Origin of the sequence: Fodinibius sp., assembly GCF_041642155.1 — a bacterium.
Taxonomy (GTDB): Bacteria; Bacteroidota; Rhodothermia; order Balneolales; family Balneolaceae; genus Fodinibius.
The window spans coordinates 1-20,539 of the sequence record NZ_JBEPWZ010000030.1; the positions used below are offsets into that span (position 1 = coordinate 1).

The 20,539-nt window shown below is 48.9% G+C and carries 19 protein-coding genes and 1 tRNA gene; 3 read left to right on the plus strand and 17 right to left on the minus strand.

Going from position 1 to position 20,539, the window contains the following annotated elements; all coding sequences use genetic code 11:
* Positions 1 to 753: sulfatase-like hydrolase/transferase (locus tag ACESLU_RS03565; protein WP_372635222.1), on the plus strand; the 753-nt coding region annotated here is incomplete at its 5' end.
* A gap of 826 nt (positions 754 to 1,579) precedes the next feature.
* Complete coding sequence (locus ACESLU_RS03570; protein WP_372635226.1) at positions 1,580 to 2,032, plus strand: hypothetical protein; 453 nt, start codon at positions 1,580 to 1,582, stop codon at positions 2,030 to 2,032.
* A 116-nt stretch (positions 2,033 to 2,148) separates the two neighbouring features.
* Here ACESLU_RS03570 and ACESLU_RS03575 read toward each other — a convergent pair.
* From ACESLU_RS03575 to ACESLU_RS03650, 16 genes are all read right to left on the minus strand, one after another.
* Positions 2,149 to 2,221: transfer RNA gene (locus ACESLU_RS03575), tRNA-Arg, on the minus strand.
* A gap of 20 nt (positions 2,222 to 2,241) precedes the next feature.
* On the minus strand, positions 2,242 to 3,393 hold the full coding sequence (gene pheA / locus ACESLU_RS03580; protein WP_372635229.1) for a prephenate dehydratase: 1,152 nt from the start codon (positions 3,391 to 3,393) through the stop codon (positions 2,242 to 2,244).
* A gap of 272 nt (positions 3,394 to 3,665) precedes the next feature.
* Complete coding sequence (locus ACESLU_RS03585; RefSeq protein WP_372635232.1) at positions 3,666 to 4,790, minus strand: ABC transporter permease; 1,125 nt, start codon at positions 4,788 to 4,790, stop codon at positions 3,666 to 3,668.
* Between the two features lie 128 nt (positions 4,791 to 4,918).
* Positions 4,919 to 6,025, minus strand: a complete 1,107-nt coding sequence (locus ACESLU_RS03590; protein ID WP_372635236.1) for an ABC transporter permease — start codon at positions 6,023 to 6,025, stop codon at positions 4,919 to 4,921.
* A 68-nt stretch (positions 6,026 to 6,093) separates the two neighbouring features.
* Positions 6,094 to 6,837: an ABC transporter ATP-binding protein gene (locus ACESLU_RS03595; protein WP_372635238.1), complete on the minus strand. Its 744-nt coding sequence runs from the start codon at positions 6,835 to 6,837 to the stop codon at positions 6,094 to 6,096.
* Positions 6,830 to 7,753, minus strand: a complete 924-nt coding sequence (locus ACESLU_RS03600) for an ABC transporter ATP-binding protein (protein ID WP_372635241.1) — start codon at positions 7,751 to 7,753, stop codon at positions 6,830 to 6,832. The genes ACESLU_RS03595 and ACESLU_RS03600 overlap by 8 nt, the downstream gene beginning before the upstream one ends.
* Positions 7,754 to 7,813: 60 nt before the next feature.
* Positions 7,814 to 8,698, minus strand: coding sequence for an HlyD family secretion protein (locus ACESLU_RS03605; protein ID WP_372635244.1), 885 nt, complete (start codon positions 8,696 to 8,698; stop codon positions 7,814 to 7,816).
* Positions 8,699 to 8,762: 64 nt separating this feature from the next.
* Positions 8,763 to 10,037 carry a TolC family protein gene (locus ACESLU_RS03610; protein WP_372635248.1) on the minus strand — a complete coding sequence of 425 codons (1,275 nt, stop codon included), beginning with the start codon at positions 10,035 to 10,037 and terminating at the stop codon, positions 8,763 to 8,765.
* The gene (locus ACESLU_RS03615; protein WP_372635251.1) at positions 10,034 to 10,651 is read right to left on the minus strand and encodes a TetR/AcrR family transcriptional regulator; all 618 of its coding nucleotides are present in this window, start codon (positions 10,649 to 10,651) and stop codon (positions 10,034 to 10,036) included. The genes ACESLU_RS03610 and ACESLU_RS03615 overlap by 4 nt, the downstream gene beginning before the upstream one ends.
* 403 nt (positions 10,652 to 11,054) lie before the next feature.
* A complete protein-coding gene (locus ACESLU_RS03620; protein ID WP_372635254.1) occupies positions 11,055 to 12,767 on the minus strand; it encodes an ATP-binding protein in 1,713 nt (570 codons plus the stop codon).
* 247 nt (positions 12,768 to 13,014) lie between these two features.
* Complete coding sequence (locus ACESLU_RS03625; protein ID WP_372635256.1) at positions 13,015 to 14,289, minus strand: hemolysin family protein; 1,275 nt, start codon at positions 14,287 to 14,289, stop codon at positions 13,015 to 13,017.
* Entirely contained in the window at positions 14,286 to 15,065 is a 780-nt protein-coding gene (locus ACESLU_RS03630; protein ID WP_372635258.1) for an enoyl-CoA hydratase/isomerase family protein, read from the minus strand. The genes ACESLU_RS03625 and ACESLU_RS03630 overlap by 4 nt, the downstream gene beginning before the upstream one ends.
* Positions 15,066 to 15,074: 9 nt before the next feature.
* On the minus strand, positions 15,075 to 15,968 hold the full coding sequence (locus ACESLU_RS03635; protein WP_372635261.1) for a hypothetical protein: 894 nt from the start codon (positions 15,966 to 15,968) through the stop codon (positions 15,075 to 15,077).
* Positions 15,961 to 16,449 carry a hypothetical protein gene (locus tag ACESLU_RS03640; protein ID WP_372635264.1) on the minus strand — a complete coding sequence of 163 codons (489 nt, stop codon included), beginning with the start codon at positions 16,447 to 16,449 and terminating at the stop codon, positions 15,961 to 15,963. Before ACESLU_RS03640 ends, ACESLU_RS03635 begins: the two co-directional genes overlap by 8 nt.
* 27 nt (positions 16,450 to 16,476) lie before the next feature.
* Positions 16,477 to 17,274, minus strand: coding sequence for a PspA/IM30 family protein (locus tag ACESLU_RS03645; protein WP_372635267.1), 798 nt, complete (start codon positions 17,272 to 17,274; stop codon positions 16,477 to 16,479).
* 125 nt (positions 17,275 to 17,399) lie between these two features.
* Positions 17,400 to 18,740, minus strand: a complete 1,341-nt coding sequence (locus ACESLU_RS03650; RefSeq protein WP_372635270.1) for a thymidine phosphorylase — start codon at positions 18,738 to 18,740, stop codon at positions 17,400 to 17,402.
* Positions 18,741 to 18,838: 98 nt separating this feature from the next.
* On the opposite strand from ACESLU_RS03650, the gene ACESLU_RS03655 reads away from it, so the two are divergent.
* On the plus strand, positions 18,839 to 19,975 hold the full coding sequence (locus tag ACESLU_RS03655; RefSeq protein ID WP_372635272.1) for a 4-phosphoerythronate dehydrogenase: 1,137 nt from the start codon (positions 18,839 to 18,841) through the stop codon (positions 19,973 to 19,975).
* Between the two features lie 157 nt (positions 19,976 to 20,132).
* On the opposite strand, the gene ACESLU_RS03660 is transcribed toward ACESLU_RS03655, so the two are convergent.
* On the minus strand, positions 20,133 to 20,539 hold a 407-nt coding region (locus ACESLU_RS03660; protein WP_372635275.1), incomplete at its 5' end, for a TatD family hydrolase.

The following is a 20,539-nucleotide window of genomic DNA, read 5'->3' on the forward strand; positions in this document are numbered from 1 at the left end:
GGTCCGGATAAATTTTCGGTTGATAAGGCTATTAGAATATTAGACGACGAAGACTTGGACTTTATTCGAGTGCATCTGCAAGCAGCTGGTGGAGCGGGATATCAATCATATACCGCTGATGATGATAAACCCTATAAATATAACATCTGGGATGAAGAATCGCCCTATACTGATGCAGTAAGAGAGGCAGACAAACAGCTGGGAAGGTTCATTTCAGAGTTGAAAAAAATAGGGAAATGGGAAGGTACCTTGTTAGTGGTCACATCTGATCATGGTCAAACAAAGACAGGTTGGCATCCAATTTTACCTGAAGAGAGTTGGCAATTTCCTACGATATTCTATGGGCCAAATGTTAAGGAAGGTTCCACTTTAGCATGGGGTGACCAAATCGATATAATACCGACGATGGCTCATTTGATGGATGTGCAAATTCCCAATAAAGGCGGTGGGACAGGCAGTATATTATATAATCTGGTTACAGGGGAAAGCAATGATTCTCCCTCTTCTTCCCGTTTGCTTAAGTTTAATAGAATTCTTGCAAGATACTTTACCATAAGAGCTGAAATGTTGGCGAATTCTTCGAAACATCCATATTTAAATAGTAGTGTTATGTTATATGAGAGAGAATTCTATGGACTAAGTCGTATAATGGATTGGAAGGATCTAAAATCAATCGATTCCCTTAACAACCATAACGAACAGATTGTAGATAAAATGGAAAAAGAACTGAATAATGTGGTTCAACGGGAGTGATTTTTGGTGCTTCAAGAGAGGTATATTTTTTTCAGTGCCGAGAGCTTGTTAGATTTTGTGCCCCTGAATTAGTTCATATAAGGGACTGTTAAACTAAATTAACCCGTCTTTAACATCTGTTAATTTTCGTTCATTTGATCTGCCCCCTCTTCCATACCTGTAAGGCAAAGAAGCAGCTTCCCCAAAAAGATTCTCTCCACCCTTCTTTTTTTACCAGGATAATTCCATACAGTATATCTGTATTGGGGTGGCTGTTTATATAAATCAGATCATTTACTCAATCTCATGATGATTGGGGGTGTGGTCAAGCTTCTGATCAATAAATTGATAGGCCTCCGATCTGCTTGTGCAAGTTTTTTTCTGTAAAAGTTACTCAGCCATAGCTGGTTGATGTATCCTCTTCGGAGGATCCTCAGAAAAGGATTTTGAGAGCCTCACTAATAGTATTTCCTCCTTTCGAAGATCATTAGGTCAGCATTTAAGTAATCTTAAAACTGAAATTGATAATGCTGAAAAGCAGATACCCCAGCTGAATAAGAAATTAGATGAGCTTGAAAGTGAAATTCAAAATAATAAAGAGCGTACCGACCAAATAATAGGGAATTTCCAAGAGCAGTTTTCCAAAGCTCAAAATAAAAGACAAACTGAATATTCATCTAATAAAGAAGAGAGACAAAACGAGTTTAAGGAACTAATTAGCAAGCTTGAAAGCCAACACAATAAAGAGATCAATAAAAAGAAAGAGCAGGCTGATAATGTTCTCAATAAGATTAAGAATCAAAAGGATAAAGCTGCAGAAATTGTAAAAATTATTTCCAATTCAAGTATGGCAGGTGGTTTTGAAGAAGTTGCTGCTAATGAGAAAAAAGCAAGAAACTGGTTTCGTGTGGGCGCAATAGCTGCCTTAACAGTATTAATAATTTTTGCATGCTTCGTATTCTTTCAATATACGGATACGATGAGTTACACCGCTATAGGAATCAGGGCTTTTGTTGCAGCAGTTATCGGCATTTTAATTGCATACTTAGCTAAGCAGGCTGAAAAGCATGAGAGGCATTATAGAAAGAACAAATTAACGGCTCTGCAAATGGCCACGTTGGATCCGTACCTCTCCGAATTGGGTCCTGAGAAACAAAAGAAAATTAAAGAAGAGCTTAAAGAGATATTCTTCTATAGGAAGAATGAAGTTAGTTCAGAATTGAAGCAAGGAGAATTTGAAACCAGAGGAAACCTACAAGATGTCTTGAACTTTATTAAGAGTATAACACCCAAAAATTAATATAGAGGGTCATGGTGAGTGGTGGGAATTTATAAAATGTTGGACATATGTTGGACAGATCTTATTCATTTTTTCGATAAGTATCTGTAATTAAGGGAGATAGGTCGCTTTTATTGTACCCCCACCCGGAATCGAACCAGGATCTGAGGTTTAGGAAACCTCCGTTCTCTCCAATTGAACTATGGGGGCATATCAATACAAATAAAAGCCTAATGGTCTCCATTCCCCACCTGGGCGGGATAGGAACCCAAAATCTTTAGCGAAGTGGCTTTCTGTTCCAGCTCTTCGAGGGCCAGGCGCGTATCCGGATGGGCAATATTGCCCTCGATATCCAGGTAAAACTGGTACTTCCAGGGCTCGTTGGGCTTGGGACGTGATTCCAGCTTGGTCATGCCTATATCATGTTCAGCAATTACATTCAGGCAGCTGACTAGCGCCCCTTTGTCGTGGGAGGTGACCATCAGCAGCGAGGTCTTGCACGGAATTTGCCGGTCGACCTCCACCGGGTCGGTGCTGACCACCACGAAACGCGTGAAGTTTTCGGGCTGATTGGCCAGATCCCGTTTCAAAATCCTGAGGTCGTATATTTCGGCCGCCTGGGCGCCTGCAATGGCCGCCTGGGACAGGTCCCCGTCTTCGAGCACTTTCTTGGCAGCCATGGCCGTATCGATATAGGATTCTATTTTGCACCGGTGCTGTTTGGCCAAAAAGTTACTGCACTGGGCAATAGCCTGCGGGTGCGAGAGAATGCGCCGGATCTTATCCACCGGAACCTCTTCGATAGCCAGTAAGCAGTGAATGATCCGCAGGGCTTCTTCGCCTACAATATGCAGCTTCCCCTCGCCCAGGATGTCGTAGGTATCGCTGATGGAACCCGCCGTCGTATTTTCAATGGGCAAAATGGCATAATCCGCCTCTCCCTCTTCCACCGCCCGGGCGGCCTGACGAAAGGTATCGTACCCGATGGAATGCACTTCGGTATACCGCTCCTCAAAATGACGCACCGCCGCCTGATCACTGTAGGCTCCTTCCGTCCCCTGGTAGGCTACCCGTACCTGTTGGGCATCATTCTTGACATTTTGGTGGTCGACCAAGGTATGCGTCTGGAAACGAACGGAGTGATCAATGATATCTTTAAACAGTTGTTCGGCAAAATAGCGATCCAGTCCCGCTTCCCGGGCCAGCTTCGTAATCTTGTCCAGGAGCCGTTCCTCACGCTGCATGTCCCGGATATTTTTCTTTTCTTCAATCTTAAAGGACGAGACCTCGCGCACCAGCTGCTGGCGCTTTGCCAGCGCATCAATAATCTTTTTGTCGGTCTCGTCCAGCTGTTGTCGTATTTGATCTAATTTATCTGCCATGTTTTTGCTTCAGTTCACTTCAAATCCATCGGAAGGATATCAGAATAATAACGTTTATAAAAATAAAATTATTGATCTCGGAAAAAAATATGAGATAAACCCTTTGGGCGATCAGGGATAAAGTAGCTCGAGTTCGCTGATTACCCCTTCCCCCCGTCCCCTCCGGGGACAGGTGATTCCTGGTCCCGAAGAAGCCTGCGTTTAGGCGGGTTACCGCTTTTCGCCTTTTCTTTTTTTTGGTTAACACGGGAGTAATAAAAATCACGAGCGACCTACGAAGTTGATTTTTGATACCGCAGGATTGCGGCGGGAAGGATGATTACCGCCATCAGGGTGAGCAATCCGGTCAGGTGCCGCACCTCCGCCCAGCCGGCTCCTTTCAGTAATACCATTCGCATAATTTTGATAAAATGGGCAATAGGGTTGAGCATCGACAACTCCTGCGCCCACACCGGCATACTTTCAATGGGGGTAAACAAGCCTCCCATCAGGATATACACGACCATCAGAAACCAGGCAATAAACATCGCCTGCTGCTGGGTATCGGTTATTGTTGAGATAAACAAGCCAATACCCTGTACTACCAGCATAAATATGGCAGCAATGCCAAACAGCAACGTGACACTGCCAACAAAGGGGACATTAAATCCGTAATAGGCGATCAAAAGTCCCACGCCCAGTTCAAAAAGGGCAATGATCCAGAACGGCAGCAGCTTCCCTGTTATAAACTGGTACCGCTTGATAGGGGTGACATTCAGTTGTTCAATAGTACCGATTTCCCGCTCGCGCACGATATTCATTCCGGACAAAAACATCCCGATCATGGATACAAGCACAACCAGGATTCCGGGAACCATGTATTTGATATAATCGAGGTTCGGATTGTACCAGCTGGCCGGAATAATTTCAATGCCCTGAGGCGCTGATCCGGAACGCTGGACATCAACAAAACGGGGCTGTACTTCTGCATTAAAATCCTGGATTATGGACCGGCCGTATCCCTGGATGAGTCCCGCTGTAGCCCCGTCCACCGCATCTACATTCATTTGAACGGAACTCCCTTTACCAGACTGCAGATCTTGTTTAAAGTGAGGGGGAATGACGAGCGCCAGCTGCACCTCATTTTTCTGTATCTCCCGAATTCCATGATCAATATCCTGGGAGTGGCTTTTCAAATGGAAATAACCCGAGGCCTGTAATTTAGTTACCAACTGCCGGGACAGATCCGACTGATCGAAATCAACTAAATGCATATTCACTTCTTTAAGCTCGTAGGTTGCTGCAAACGAGAGCACCACCAGCTGGATAATAGGCATGAGAAAGATGATAGGCAGCATGCCTTTATTGCGGAATATCTGCAGAAACTCTTTTTGTAAAAGAAATTTAATGGTTCGCATCGCGGTTATCGACTTTCATCTTTCTACTGATTAATACGTAAAACTTTCTACTTCCCCTTTGCCTTCTTTTTTAACTGGCAGAAGTCCAGCTGCAAACTGAACACGTACCTACATGCCTACATGCGGCTTTATTCCAGTCTCACCTTGAAACTCCTGACACTGAGGACAATAAATCCAAGCGTCATGACAAGCAATACCAGGGTTTCTTTCCAGAGAAACAGCAAACTGGAATCTTTGAGCATAATGCTACGCACAATGACCAGGAACCAGCGCGCCGGGATCAGGTTGCTTATCCACTGTAATATCTGGGGCATGCTTGCAATCGGGAATATGAATCCCGACAACAGAACGGTCGGCAACAACAGGCCAGCCAGGGAAACCATCATGGCGGTCTGCTGATCGTCCGCCTTGGTGGAAATCAGCACGCCCAAAGCCAGCGCGGCAAATATAAACAGCAACGACTCAGCCATAAAAAGGCTGTATGATCCCCGGAAAGGCACATCAAATACCCACTGAGCCATCAACAATACCGTCAGTACATTTATAAATGACAATACGAGGTAAGGCAACACCTTCCCAATAATAATCTGGGACGGATGCAGTGGAGAAACCAGCAGAATCTCCATATTGCCCATCTCTTTCTCACGGCTAATCGAAATGGAGGTCATTAATGTTGAAATAAGCATCAGAATAACGGCCATAAGTCCCGGTACAAACAGATTGACACTTTCCAGCTGCGGATTGAACAGCATATTCGCATGAGTAGTGAGCCCCCCCTTTTCCGTGCCCGCAGGTGATATGCGTTGTTGGAAATCCACGATGATAGAGGAAGAATACTGTTGGATAAGCTGTGCCAGATTCGGATTGGAGGCATCCGTTATGATATGAACGGCCGGCTGTTCTCCCCGTTCCAGCTTGCGGGCAAAGTCATGTTCAAAAACAATGACTTCATCAATTTCTCCCTGCTGGAAAATAGCCTCGACGCGGTTGATATCCTGCATTTCGCCCGCTACGCTGAAGTAATTCGAAGCGTCGATCTTAGTGATAAGCTGCCGGGTAACTTCATCACGGGAACTATCAAGGACCATTAACCGGGCATTCTCCACTTCATTGCGGATGGCGAAACCAAACAGCAGCATCTGGATAATCGGCATGCCGAACAGCACCAGCAGCGTACGCCTGTCGCGAAAGATCTGCTTGAATTCTTTTGTAATAAATGCTTTAAATGATTGCACGGTTTCGTTATTTGTTATTGGTTAGTCGATATTGGTAAACCCGCTCAATAACGACTACCTGAACACTATTAACTGCGATCGGCGCCGCGAGCCAGTTCTATAAAGACCTCTTCAATATCCTCGGCTCCAAATTCCTCCTTTAATCCCGCGGGGGTATCCAACGCTCCGATCACCCCATCAACCATGATGGAAACGCGGTCACAGTATTCCGCCTCATCCATGTAATGGGTTGTCACAAAAACGGTGGTCCCTTTTTCGGTTACCTCATATATCTGTTCCCAGAATTGGCGTCGGGTAATGGGATCGACGCCACCCGTCGGCTCATCCAAAAAAACAATATCCGGTTCATGCAGTACCGCAACTGAAAACGCCAGCTTTTGTTTCCATCCCAACGGCAGCGAGCCGATCCGCTTGTCGCGTGCACCAGTGAGCTGAAGGGTTTTCAGCAGATCATCCGCTTTAGTTTTTACAGTTTCCATCGGAAGGCCGTATATACCACCGTACAGGCGAATATTTTCCCAAACGGTCAAGTCGGCGTAAAGAGAAAATTTTTGGCTCATATATCCTATTCTCTTTTTGATAGCTTCCGCTTCCGTAAACACATCAAAACCGGCTACGGAAGCTTCCCCGGATGTGGGCGCTAATAAACCGATGAGCATTCGGATAGCCGTCGTCTTACCCGCTCCATTGGCTCCCAGGAAACCGAATATTTCTCCTTTTCTTACTTCAAAGCTGATATTATCCACCGCAGTAAAGTCGCCAAACTTCCGGGTCAGGTTCCTGGTCTCAATTGCGGGCCTGGTGCTATTCATGAGTATGGTTCTCTTTCATTAGTGCTATAAAACGGTCTTCAATATCGGGCGGTGTCGGCTTTACGCTTATTCCCGACAAACCGGCATCCGATAAATAGGCCTTCAGCTCATCAATATTTGGTTCTTCCCGTTGGTCGGTATAGTGCACATATTCACCGAACGGTTGTACGGAATGGGCCCACTGGTAGCTGCGGAGCTCTTTGATAAGCCGGTACATGCTGGTGGCTTTGACGGCCAGAATCAGTTTCCCGAATGACCCGACTATATTCTCCGGGGTATCAATCTGAAGGATTTTTCCCTCGTCAATAAGGGCCACGCGATCGCACTGCTCGGCTTCATCCATATAAGGCGTGGAGGCAATTACGGTGATACCTTCAGCATTCAGTCGCCGGAGCATCTCCCAAAACTCCTGGCGTGATACCGCATCCACGCCCGTTGTGGGTTCGTCCAATACAAGCAACTCCGGCTTATGAATAAGCGCGCAGCTTAACGCCAGCTTCTGTTTCATGCCGCCGGATAGCGCTCCGGCTAATCGATCTTCGAACTTTTCGAGCCGACGGTAGATCGGGGCCACCAAATCATAATTTTCTTCCAGCGTAGTGCCAAAAACCGAGGCAAAGAAATTCATATTCTCCCGCACGCTTAAATCCTGGTACAGAGCAAACTGTCCGGGCATGTATCCGAGCCTGGGACGAATGGAACGGTAATCCTCGAGCACATCCATACCTAAAACGCTGGCCGTTCCGGAGTCAGGTTTTGTTAACGTCGTCAAAATCCGAAACAGGGAGGTCTTTCCGGCCCCGTCGGGACCGATAAAGCCGAACAGTTCTCCGCCCTCAACCTCGAAGGATATGTCATCCAGGGCCGTAGTCTTGCCGTATGACTTGCTTATATGTTTAACTTCAACAATGTTCACTGGTTGGTTATTCGCTATCGGTGACTGGTTATTCGGAGTTTCCTGGTAACCCATGCCTGTTCACTCATTAAAATTTACCTCTCCGGGCATACCTATTTTTAAAATTCCATCGGGATTGGGTACACGAATTTTCACGGCATATACCTGTGTTACACGTTCCTCCTTGGTTTGGATCATTTTTGGAGTAAACTCAGCTTCAGAAGCAATCCAGCTTACCTTTCCCTCCATGCCCTGGTTTTCCCCGGCATTTTTATCCACCAATACCTCAACATGCTGTCCCAGCTTCACCGACGGCAATTGTGCACCGCTGATATAAACCCGGAGCTCCAGCGTATCCAAATTGGCAATTTCATAAAGCGGCTGGCCTTGCCGGAGTATTTCGTGGGTCTCCACAAAAGAAGTCAGTACCGTTCCGGTTACCGGGTTCACAATCAGGGCATCGTCAATCTGGTCCTCCACCTGCTCAATGCGCGTCCGGGTGACCTCTATTTGGGCCCGGATGGATTGTTTCTCGGTTTGCAGAGCCCGAATTCCTTTCTCGGCAGTCTGTACTTTGGACCGGGCATTATCCAGCTGCTGACCGGTAGCGGCTCCATCTTCGTAGAGCGCTTCCGTGCGCTTCAGGTTGGCCTGGGCCAGGGCTAATTCCTCTTGCCGGACCTCAACCCGGGCATCGATGTTCTCGATGTTAGAACGAACGGATTCCAGTTGCGACCTCAGCTCTTTCTTCTGCAGCGACAGCCGGGTGGTATCCACCCGGCCAACCCGGGTATTCCGGTCGAGGCGGTCCCCTTCGTTAATGGTGTATCTTATAAGTTTGCCCGGCGCCTCGGAAGAAATGGAAATTTCCGTCGCTTCAAATTGCCCGTACGCATCGGATTTTTCTTCGGTAGCGCAGCCATAAGATCCTGCTGCCACCAAGCCTGCCAGCACTATAACTCCCAAAAATCTTACCCTCTTTATCCTCTTCATTTTTTCCGCTTTTTTTAATTCGCTGATGTATGGTTACTTACTCTTTGGAACCTATTCCCAGTGTGGTCAGGTATTCTGCCTGTGCCTGCGACAGCCGCACCCGGCTGATGTACATCGAAAGGCGCGCCTGGTGAGCCCGGGTTAGCTCCGTGACATACTCAGTAGCTGTGATGACCCCGTTTTTAAGCTGACTGGCACTTTCCTCCACAACCTGCGCGCGAAGTTCAATAATTTCCCGGTCCCGCTTCATATTCTCTTTTATGGATACAATACGCTCGCGGAGACGATCGAGGGAAGCATCCAGCTGTCGCCGAAAAGCGCGCTGTTCCTGGTCTATCTTCTGCTGCTCGATCCGCAACACCTGCTGCTGCCGCCCGGCATTAAAAAAATCCCATACGTTCCATCGTACCTTCAATCCGGCTATATAGTAATCGTGGAAATCATCGTTCAGAAAATTGAGGCCGGGTCGCCCGTATGCCGCCGTCCCAAAGGCTGCAAGCGAAGGCACTCGTTTTGTCCGAACCAGCGCTCTCTGCTTTTCCAGGGACCGCCGCCGGCTTTCAAATAAGTCCAGTTCCGCGCGCTGGGGATGCAGTGACGGGTATCCCGATGACAGCTCCGGCAGCTCCAGTTTGGTGTCACGGTCGATCTCTTCTCCGATAATTTCACTGAGTACCCGGAAGCCGGCCCTGATATTGGACTCGTTGTCGGCGGAATCCTGCCGGGCGCTGATCAGCTCAGCTTGCAGAATATGCTGTTGACTGGCCAGAAGAACGCCGTTTTCTACCTGCGAGCGTACCGTCGAAAGCTGTTCTTGCAAGTTATCAATCAGCAGTCCCACGGTTTTGGCTTGCTGCCGGGAGAGCAGTATCCCGAAATATACCTGATCGATCTGTGAACGTATCTGATGCAGCTCCACTTTTGTGGCATACATATGCTGGCGGCCTCTGGCCTGCTCTACCTCTTTCCGGATCCCCGCCGCTCCGCCGTTAAAGATCGTCTGGGTCACATCAACCGACGCCTCATACTGGTCCCTGCCGACACTCGGGAGACCACCCTCGCCGGGCAAACCAATTTCCGTTACCTCCGACTGGTAAGTGGCCCGTCCATTAATCGTGACATCCGGGAAATGGCCGGTACTGGCGATACTGACATTGAGCTTCGTAATCTTATCCTGGAGCTCAATATTTTTAGCGGTGGGATAATGCTCCTCAGCCTGCCGGTAGCAATACTCCAGGCTGATTGAATCCGGCTGTGCACTTCCTGCAAATACAGATATGAATGTTATTATTACTGCAGTTAAGGTTGTCATTGCTTCCTATAGTTGATGCCGTTTAGAATAAAGTCCACAAGAAAGGGTTTGCGTTTTTTGAGAAACCGCAAAAATTGCTTTTCATCCAATTCAAACAACACCTCAACCATTGTTCGGGCTACAAAAGGAAACAGGATGAGACCAACAATACTTACTAACAGCTGCCGGGGCTCTACCGCATCCATCCTGCCCTGTTTAATATCTTCCTGGATCTGTGCCACAAAGCTATCCGGTGGATGAACTCCTTTTTCTTTAATAAACTGCTGAAAACGCCCGGGATGCTGGTTCATCTCATAAAGGATAAAGTGTGCGATCCTGGGATTATCATTCAGAAACGAGTAATAGGTATCGATAAGCCCCTCCAATTTTTCATCGAATGGATCTTCTGAGCTGAGCACCTTAAACAGTACAGGGAAAAACCGGCTCATTTCACGCTGGTATACTTTTCGGAAAAGCTTGTCCTTGCTACGATAATAATAGTGCAGCATTGATTTATTGATATCGGCTTCGTCGGCAATCTCCTGCATCCGCGCGCCGGCGTACCCCTTGCGCTGAAATATGCGGGAAGCCGCTTCAAAAATTTGATCTTCGGTATCCTGGTTGTTTTCTGCCATAATGTAGATCTGTTTTATGTTTTAATCCCAATTTAATTCACCCAACCATAAAATTCAACCATATAGTTGAATTTTATGGTTTATTTACTGCTGGTGGCAGTGTTCGACCTCTCTTGTCAAGGTTTAATCTATTTGCTAGCTGTTAGTTCTGACTATTAGTTACTGTTGCAGGGAGGTTGTTTAAACTGCTACCCGCCTGTAGCGACCCGAGGGATGGACAAAAGCAGTTTACAGGCTGTTTATACTCTTGGAATGCGTTGAAAAACCAGTCCCGAAGCATCGGGAAATACCAAAGCCTGGGCACATTCAAAATCCCAGCAGATAAGGATCAAATGTGAGAATTTTGAATGCGCGAAAATGAAGGGATTGGCCAGAGGAACAGTTTTGCAAGCCTTCTCTTGATTCACCCAACGCGGTATTTCAGCTCTTCGATTTTAGTCAGAATCTCCTTCCTGTCCATCTCCTGGTAGCGCTCGGGCAGCAACTCCCTGGATGTGCATTCGATAACGGCGCTGAGGGTCTGCAGCTCGATCTCCTCGGGATAGGTAGGCGGCAGAAAATCATTGAGCGCGATATCCAGCACTTCCGGGGTGACTTCTTCCATGCCTTTGGCCGCGGCGCGGAATTTCGCCCGGGTGAGGGCGGCCTCCATATCGGCTCCGGAAAAAGATTTTAATCCCTGCTCGATAACCTGTGGGGTATGCTCCTCGGTCATGGTCAGGCCGGTCTTCTTTTTCATTACCTCAAACAGTTCAAGGCGCTCTTCTTTGGTATGAGGAGCAAAAAGCGCCAGGTGCTCTTCGGCCCGCCCCTGGCGCTTCAAATCTACCGGCATCAGGTCGGGACGCGCCGTCATCAGGAACCATAGGATACGTCCCCGGTTGCGCGTATCACTCATAAAGCTGGCAATCTGTGAAAAAACCCGGCTGGAAACCCCGCTGTCACCGCTGGCTTCACGATCGCCCAGGTAGGCATCGGCCTCGTCAATCATCACGGCTACGGGGGCCATGGCTTTCAGCAGGCCCAGGATCTTTTCCAGGTTCCCCTCGGTAACACCCTGCCACTGGCTACGGAAATTCTTCAGTTTCACCATGGGAATCCCGATCTCGCTGGCAAAACAGGTCACCAAAAAGGTTTTTCCCGTCCCGACGGGGCCGCATACCAGGTATCCCATCGGCATCACATCCTGCCGGCCGTTTTTCAGGGCCTGTACGGCAAACCGCAGGTGTTCCTTCACTTTGGTGTGTCCGGCTACATCATCCAGTGTATAATGCGTTTCCACAAATTCCAGCAAGCCGTACGCTTCCGACTCAATGAGTTCTTTTTTAGCCGCCGAGAGCCGGTCATGCGTTATCTTTTCCCAGTTCTCCCGCGCATTGGACAATATGCTGCGAAGATTCACAAAATTCAGTCCCGCCGTCTGCTGGGCTACCACTTCTTTATTCACCGAAGAGAACTTCTTAAACTGCTCGCCCGGCAGTTCGTGGCTGATAAACGAACGCCGCTGCTGTTGATCCGGTATATCGATCCGGATATCATCGGTGTACGGATTTTGAACCAGCGTCCTGTTCAGATCTGCCAGGTTTTCGGTGAGGAGAACCGTTGTAAAATCAGCTGCCAGAAACATCGGGTCGTGCGCCCAGCGCGACAGATAGACCATCGACGTTCGATCTTCGGAACCGGTGGACCCGGCCTCACTCATCGGCACAATCGTTTCGGCATAATCAATGATAAGGGCAATGCTTTTTTTACTGTCGATACGAACCCTGAAATACTGCTCCAGCAGGGAAAATACACGGACGGGATCTTTGGGAAGTTTATTGGCATAGTCGGTACCCAGCAGGGAATCCCGTCCCGACAACGCCTGGTTAAAATCTTTACGGCTCTGCTCATCACGAAAATAGATACCCGAGGAGCGGTCGTAAAAAATCACGTAGTCCCGCGCCCCGAAAAATTCTTCCGACAAAAAGGACTTCAGCCGAACAAAATCAGTCTTCCCTTTTTTGTTGAGAGAGACCAGGTCGTACACGTTGCCGTGCAGAATAAACTGGTTTATCGTACGGCTCAAATATTTTTGGGCGAATTCACGCGCCCACCCGGGGTAATGATCGAACATCTGATGGTTGGTTATTCGTTACTGGTTATGTGTTATGCGGAGCTTTTTTTCAGCACTGTTGGCCAAAATTTAACCAGAGAGATTCAATGATCAGAGCATCTTTCATCTTTCAATTTTCAGCTTCGCACGTGCTGCTTAAAAGGCATCAAATTCCTAAACCTCAAATCCTGGTCATATCCTCAAATTTAAAACTTCCTGTCGCTTTTAATGAAATACTATTCAGTGCCGTACTGCTATGCTGCCCTGCTCAGTCCAGCACAACCAGCTTCAGGGTCTCAATTCTACTGGAGGTGGCTTTGCTTATAATTATTTTTTTTCCGTCAATCAGCAGCTCTTCATTTACGTTGGGGATACGTCCCAGTGTATTAATAATATAGCCCGCTACGGTTTCGTATTCTTCCGCTTCCACCGGGAGGTCGATTTCAGGATATTTTTCAAGCAGGTCTTCTACCTCGATACCCCCGCTCAGGATATACGTATTGCCGGAAATTTTCTTCATAAAATAATCTTCGGTGTCGTACTCATCCTGAATATCCCCCACGACCTCTTCCAGCAAGTCTTCGATGGTTACCATGCCTGCGGTCCCCCCGTACTCATCAATGACCACGGCTACAGAGAGATTTGATTTCCGGAACTCCGAAAGCAGATCTTTTGACCGGTGCGAGGCGGGTACCAGTTTAACGGGACGCATAATCTCGGTGAGGTTTTCCGGGTTATTAAACAAGTCATATGCAAAAATAACGCCGATAATATCATCAATGGACCCCTGGTATACCAAGAGCTTGGAAAAGCCCGAGGTAATAAACAGCTTCAGCGTCTCCTCAATACTGGTACTCTTTTCAACCGCCACGATGTCGGTACGGGGGATCATGGATTCCTTGACCCGCATGTTGGAAAGTTCCAGGACATTATGCAGGATTTCGGAATCTTCCCGGTCGAGGTCCTCTCCCCCGGTGTCGCGCAGCTCCTTGAATATGAGTTCCACATCCTGGCGGCTGAATAACTGGTCGGACCGGACCGATTCAGGCTGCACGAGCTTAATTACCACCTTCGAAGCCGCGTTGGCAATCACAATAAACGGTTTAAACAGGTAATAACTGATATGTTGAGGAACGGCAATAATTTTCATCCACCAGTCGGCGTGAATGCGAAAGAGCGCCTTCGGCAAAATCTCCCCAAAGAGCATGATCACAACGGATGCAATCACCGTTTGAAAAATTAAAATAACGACTTCGGAAGGCACGCTTCCCATCCAGCTTTGATACAGGGTAGTGACCGGGGCAACCAGAAAAATAGCCATTAAGGTGGCGTAGACCACATTTACAATGTTATTTCCTACAAGCGTAGTCGTTAAAAACGTTTCAGGACTCTCCACAAACCGGTTAACCGCCTTCCCCGTCCATGAATTCTTGCGCGACTCAATTTCCAGTTTAAGCCGGTTGGCACTTACAAAAGCCATCTCCGAACCGGAAAAAAAGCCACTGAGAATAACCGTCAGGATTATGAGAAACAGTTCTGTCATTTACCTTCAAAGTTCGGTTTGCGCTTTTCCAGAAAAGCCGAGGTTCCTTCCCTGAAATCCTCCGTCCCGCACAATTCGGAGAAGAGCTCTGCCTCAGTTTCAAACCCCTTTTTTTCTCCTGACTGGTATACAGCCTCAATAGCATGCCGGATAGCCACAGGCCCGTTTGCAAGTATCTTTTGGATCAGCGAGCGGGCCGCTTCAACCGGGGCTTCCTCTGCAACACGATTCACCAGTCCCATCTCCAGCGCCTCTTCCGCCTGCACCTGCCGGGCAGTCAGGATCATATCAAGCGCCCGGGCACGCCCTGTGATATGCGACAGCCGCTGGGTACCGCCATAGCCGGGGATGAGTCCCAGCCCCACTTCCGGCAACCCGAAAGCTGCATTGGACCCGGCCACCCTGAGATGACAAGCCATCGCCAGTTCGGCACCGCCGCCCAGTGCATATCCATTCACCGCCGCGACCACCGGCTTGCGGCTGTCTTCGATAAACTGAAAAATCCTTTGTCCCTTTTCGGAAGCTATTTGGCCCGAGGAACCGTCAAGCTCCCTCAGTTCTTTGATATCAGCACCGGCCACAAACGCTTTTTCACCGGCCCCCGTGACTATAACGGCGGCCACCGTTTCATCTTTTCGAATCTCACCAAAAACTTCGTACAATTCATCCAAAACGGCCCTGTTGAGGGCATTAAGCTTTTTGGGGCGACTAATGGTAACGGTAGCAATCCCGTGATCATCCGTTTCCAGGATAATCGTATTGTAAGAATGAGGCATACGTTTGTTTTATTCCTTTACGCGATTTGAAGAATTGGCATTCGATTCTGACCGGGCTTTCTGCTCTTTTTCCATTTCCCGGAATTCCTCATCCAGATTAAAATCATCCAGCCCGGTATGATAAGGGAAAATATCCCTCTCCATATCGTCGATAAGCTGAGACGTTTCTTCCACTTCTTCGAGTAGATTATCCAGCTGAAAACCGATTTCATCCGGATTGCTCATTGTCATCGACTGCTCATAGATATACTGAATAGCATCTTCAATGGTCTCGAGATGGGTTTCGGAAATAAGATATTTCTCTTTGGCGATTTTAAATTTTTCCAACCGTTTTTTAAGAATTTCCACTCTTCGCGCCGTCGTTCTTTTCAGACGGTCAGACTCCATATGATCTATTTCACGCTCCTCTTTTTCGACTTCCCTTTTCAGGCTTTCCTCCACCGATGTATTTATATATAGCCTGTAGCGCTTGTGAAGGTCCAGCAAAATAAGATAGTTGGAGGTCAACTCCTGAATTTTATTCCGAATATTTTCCAGCAGTCCCTGAGAGCTATACGGAAGGCGATCAAAGTTTTTCCTGATCAATTTGGTCAGGCGTTTTAACGTTAAAAATCGTTTCCGGCTCTTCGGATCCAGCTCCTGAAACATGGTTTTTTCTTCATCGGCAGGATCTCGCGCGTGCATTTTTTTGAGCTTCACATTCTGTTGAAATTGGGAAAGCCGGGGGACAATTCCGAGGTATATCAGTTCCGTGCTAAACGCCATCGCCAGGATGAGGTTCGGAAGCATTCCCATATCGTTTACCACAAAAGCCGAAATGGTAGCAATCAGCAGCACTCCCAAATTGACGGGGTGCAAAAAAGCCTCGCGCGTAAAGTTTATGGTTTGCTCTTCCTTACTCATGTTCCCGCGTGTTATCATTGGGTCTGTCCGGCCGGCTGCCGGGTTCTTCTGCATCGGTCTCTTCTTCTCCCGATCCCGACCCTATCGTTTTATCGACCTGAATGTGATCAGCCTGCCGTTCAATCTCTTTGTATAAGAGTCCCATTTCCATTTTGAGCTGGCTGAGCGTGTCCCTGGCCCTGCTGCGGCCCATCTCTTCATCCAGCTGCTTCTCGGTTTCCTCCAGCTGTTCTTCCAGGGTCAGGCTGTCCATGGCTACATCCAGCCGGGCTTCCACCGAAGCCAGCTTGTGCTTCAGGGAGTCCAGAAAGCCATCAAACGATTCCATCATCTGACTCGTATCCATATCCCGGAGCGCCTCCGTGATATTCCGGCTTTTCTCCGCCCGCGACAGGTGCTCCTTGGACTCACGCATCTTCCGGTAATGGGCCTTATACTCTTCCTTTAAACGCTCTCGCTCACTGCGGCTGTCAGAACTCATGGGTCAGTTATCAGTTATCAGTTATCGTTACGACTTCGAACGCTCTTTGTTTCCGATGGTTTTATCCTGTTCCTTCTCAACAGGCTCTTCATCCATTTCTATTTTCCTTCCCTCCTTCTCTTCGGCGGATGAACCCACGCTTTTTTCCTTGTCTGCAACGTCGGTTTTACCCATCTCGGATTTAAACTGTTTAACCAGTTCGCTGGCCCGTAATTTTTCGGCATTGGCTTCTATCTCCATCGCTTCCGTATCCACGCTATCCAGCGCCAGTTCCATCCGGGCTTCATTCTTGGCCGTTTCCTCATTCAGCCGGTTAACCATCTCATCGTGCGTCTGGTCCAGTCCCCCGGTCTCAAATTGTTCCAGTGCATCAGCCACCTTGCCCTGCCATTCGGCCCGTTCGCTGGCGCGCAACGCTTCCTTGGCTTCTTCTATCTTGCGATCTTTCTCACGAATGAAGGCTTTCTTAACTTTCAGCGCCTTCTCATACGCCTGCTCGGCAAACTTCAGCTGCTCTTTCGAAGACGACAGGTTCTCTCTGGCATTCTCCAGCTGCAGTGCATAGCCTTCGGCAATATCATCGCGGTCGGCATTAATAGCAGATTTTATCTTGGCGGTGAGGCTCTCAATACGCTTTTCGTATTTTTTGACCTCTTTTTGAAGCATAATCATATTCGCCTTGACCGTGGCGATATTCTCATTCATCTGGGGAATCTGATCATTCAGATCCCGGATATTCTGCTCCAAAATAAGCTTGGGATCTTCCATTGAACTTACGACTCCACCGAATAGCGACTTGATTGCGCGAATAAATCGTTTAAACATGGTATTTGTGGTTTATTAGATTTTGCCCTTGCCCTAATCAAACAGTTACAACGTTGCAATAAGCAATAATGAATATAGTAAAGTTAGGTTATTTTCTTGATATTGCAATTTTTTTCAGGGTTAATTTATATTTTATGGGTGCCGGCCCGATCAACGCGATGCGTGATCAACTCTGGCTTCTCCCCTTTTTCGGGGGTAATCACGAAAGCGTCCCGCATCGCATCCCCCGCGATTTCTATGGCCTCTTTGTTGTTCGTAAAACCAACGGCTAATGTTTCACCTTTTTTTACCGGATCGCCGCCTTTGTGTTTTAACTCAATACCGGCAGCCGGATCCACCCGGTCCTCCTTCGTCTTACGTCCCGCCCCCAGCTCCAGGGAAGCAGCGCCGATTTTATACGCATCCGTCGCCGACAGATAGCCGGATTCCGGGGCTTCAATATCAAATTGGTATTTCGCCTTCGGATAGCTCTCATAATTCCCCAGCACAGCCGCATCGCCGCCCTGGGCTTCCGTCACCTCCAGCCATTTGTCGTACGCCTGTCCGTTTCCGACAGCTTCTTTACTTCGTTCGATTCCCTCTTCCACCGTTTCCGCTTTCCCTCCCAGCATGATCATGGTTCCCGCCAGCACATGGGTTACCTGCATCACATCCTCCGGTCCCCGGTCCTGCAGCCCCTCCATCGCCTCTTCCACCTCCAGCCAGTTCCCGATTTTATAGCCCAGCGGCTGGTTCATGTCGGTCAGGTAGGCGATCGTCTCTTTGCCGAAATCATCGCCGATAGCCACCAGTGTTTCTGCGAGCTGTTGAGCTTCTTCCGGTGTTTTCATAAAGGCGCCGGACCCAAATTTGACATCCAGCACCAGGGCGTCGATGCCTTCCGCCAGCTTTTTACTCATAATACTGCTTGCAATCAGCGGGACGGATTCCACCGTGGCCGTCACATCACGCAAGGCATACAGCCGCTTGTCGGCCGGAGCTACCTCTTCGGTCTGTCCCGCCATCACCATCCCGCACGTGGAGAGCACCTCCCGGTACCGTTCGAGCGTCATATCCACCGAAAATCCGGGAATCGACTCCAGCTTGTCGAGCGTCCCGCCGGTATGCCCGAGTCCCCGCCCGGAAATCATCGGCACCGGTATGCCGTAACTGGCCACGATCGGCGCTAAAATGAGGGAAAGCTTGTCGCCCACGCCGCCGGTTGAGTGCTTGTCCACTTTTTTGCCGGGGATATCGCCGAGATCCAGCACGCGGCCCGAATGCAGCATCGCATGCGTCAGCCCTGAAGCCTCTTCCTCGTTCAGCCCGTTCAAAAAAGCGGCCATCAGAAACGCACTCATCTGGTAGTCCGGCATCTTATCCCGGGTATACTGTTCAACCAGGTGGCTTATCTCCGGGCGTTCCAGTATTTTTCCGTCACGCTTTTTGGCAATAAGTGATACGGTGTTATACGATTTTGCAGACATAGATAAAGAAGTTACATTCTTAGTGGGTACGGATATGAAGTAAAAAGCCGGATATAGTGCAATAACGTACTTTTCCCAAAAAATTAACAACGGAAACTATGATTACCGTCTTTGCGGATCAACATCTTTACGAAATAGCATCCTTTTTGCCGGATTCCGTCGATCTCATCCTCTTTGATCCCGCCGAAGGACTGCCGGGCGACCTCCACCGGGCGCAGGGACTGCTTATCCGGACGGTCAATGCCGTTAATGCCCGGACCCTGCCTGAAATTCCCGGGTCGCTTTCCTTCATTGGGACGGGATCATCGGGTACCGATCATGTGGACCGGGACTACCTGGAACAACATGGCGTCGCATTCGCCGACGCCGCCGGCTGTAATGCCCGTTCCGTAGCCGAATATATAGCTACCAGCCTGCTGATCTGGTCCGAGCGGGAACAAATACCCCTGGAAAACCGCTCTGTGGGCATCGTGGGGGTCGGACATGCGGGCTTTCAGGTGCAGAAAATACTGGACGAACTGGATTGGAATATCCAAACCGTCGGCTATGATCCCCCGCGGGACCGGCGGGAGACCTCCTTCCGCTCCGCCACGCTGAATGAGCTGCTGAACACCGATATCCTTACCTTTCATACGCCCCTGACGACAGCGGGAGATCACCCCACCTTTCACTGGCTGGACGAGGAAAAACTATCCGATCATTCTTTTGAGCTGGTCATCAACACGGCCCGCGGCGGCATCGTTGAGGAGCAAGCGTTGCTGGAGGCTCAGCAAGAAGGGTCCGTCCCTTATTATATATTGGATGTGTGGGAGAATGAACCGGAAATAAATCCCCGCCCGGCCCAGAAAGCGTACCTGAAGACTCCCCATATTGCAGGCTATTCGATACAGGCAAAATTAAATGCTTCCCAATATGTGGCCGATGCGCTGCTCGCCCACTTCAACCTGGACCCCAAAAAGCAGCGCCCTGACCATTCCCTGCAACAGGTTGATGAGCCCGTGGATCATTTTAACGACTTGGCGGAACTGATGGAGGAACTGCACCCGATCGGGACTTATGAAGCCGAGCTTCTCCGTATTCTGAGGAACAACCCTCATATACGAGGCAGGCTTTTTAATAAACTCCGGGCGGAGTTCCCGCTGCGACATGAGTTCAGCCATATCCGGCTGCCCGATTCCTACTTCGAACGCTTTCCCGTACTAAAAAACCTGGGGTTCCGGATACAGGTTAGGTAAGAGCGTTTTACAACACCGTTCTTTTGGGCCCGTCGCAGTATTTTCGCGCGTTCAACATCCTCACCTGCAGGCCTTATTCGATGCGGTTTTGAATGCACTCAGCCGTTGACACTGACTGCTCAAAATTCCTGGTTTTGCAAAGCCCTCTGCAAGGCCGTTACCGGTTATCGTTCAGTCCGAACAGCTGGAGTGCTGTTTGGGAGGTCTGGCGCACGACCCCATCCAGCGGCTGTTCTTTAACCTCCGCCAGGCGCCGGGCCGTAAACCTGATAAAGGCGGGTTCATTACGCTGGCCTCGCTTGGGGTCGGGCGCCAGGTAGGGGGCATCGGTTTCAAGCATCATCTTATCGATCGGAAGCTGCGCCACGGTCTTATCCACCCCGGCATTTTTAAAAGTGAAGATTCCGCCGATCCCCAGGTGGAGGCCAAGATCCAGGGCGCGCTTACCCTCGTCAACCGAACCGTTAAAGCAGTGCCAAACGCCCGACAGCGTGCCATCCTGCTGCTCCTCTATAATATCCAGCAGGTCGCCGGTACTGTCCCGGTTATGCAGAATAATTGGTT

Excerpts from the sequence above, each read along its gene's own strand:
- ACESLU_RS03650 (WP_372635270.1), bottom strand. The coding sequence starts at position 18,740 with ATGTCTGCAAAATCGTATAACACCGTATCACTTATTGCCAAAAAGCGT.
- ACESLU_RS03570 (WP_372635226.1), top strand. The coding sequence starts at position 1,580 with ATGGCAGGTGGTTTTGAAGAAGTTGCTGCTAATGAGAAAAAAGCAAGA.
- ACESLU_RS03625 (WP_372635256.1), bottom strand. The coding sequence starts at position 14,289 with ATGACAGAACTGTTTCTCATAATCCTGACGGTTATTCTCAGTGGCTTT.
- ACESLU_RS03620 (WP_372635254.1), bottom strand. The coding sequence starts at position 12,767 with ATGTTCGATCATTACCCCGGGTGGGCGCGTGAATTCGCCCAAAAATAT.
- ACESLU_RS03655 (WP_372635272.1), top strand. The coding sequence starts at position 18,839 with ATGATTACCGTCTTTGCGGATCAACATCTTTACGAAATAGCATCCTTT.
- pheA (WP_372635229.1), bottom strand. The coding sequence starts at position 3,393 with ATGGCAGATAAATTAGATCAAATACGACAACAGCTGGACGAGACCGAC.
- ACESLU_RS03610 (WP_372635248.1), bottom strand. The coding sequence starts at position 10,037 with ATGACAACCTTAACTGCAGTAATAATAACATTCATATCTGTATTTGCA.
- ACESLU_RS03585 (WP_372635232.1), bottom strand. The coding sequence starts at position 4,790 with ATGCGAACCATTAAATTTCTTTTACAAAAAGAGTTTCTGCAGATATTC.
- ACESLU_RS03645 (WP_372635267.1), bottom strand. The coding sequence starts at position 17,274 with ATGTTTAAACGATTTATTCGCGCAATCAAGTCGCTATTCGGTGGAGTC.
- ACESLU_RS03595 (WP_372635238.1), bottom strand. The coding sequence starts at position 6,837 with ATGAATAGCACCAGGCCCGCAATTGAGACCAGGAACCTGACCCGGAAG.
- ACESLU_RS03630 (WP_372635258.1), bottom strand. The coding sequence starts at position 15,065 with ATGCCTCATTCTTACAATACGATTATCCTGGAAACGGATGATCACGGG.
- ACESLU_RS03635 (WP_372635261.1), bottom strand. The coding sequence starts at position 15,968 with ATGAGTAAGGAAGAGCAAACCATAAACTTTACGCGCGAGGCTTTTTTG.
- ACESLU_RS03640 (WP_372635264.1), bottom strand. The coding sequence starts at position 16,449 with ATGAGTTCTGACAGCCGCAGTGAGCGAGAGCGTTTAAAGGAAGAGTAT.
- ACESLU_RS03615 (WP_372635251.1), bottom strand. The coding sequence starts at position 10,651 with ATGGCAGAAAACAACCAGGATACCGAAGATCAAATTTTTGAAGCGGCT.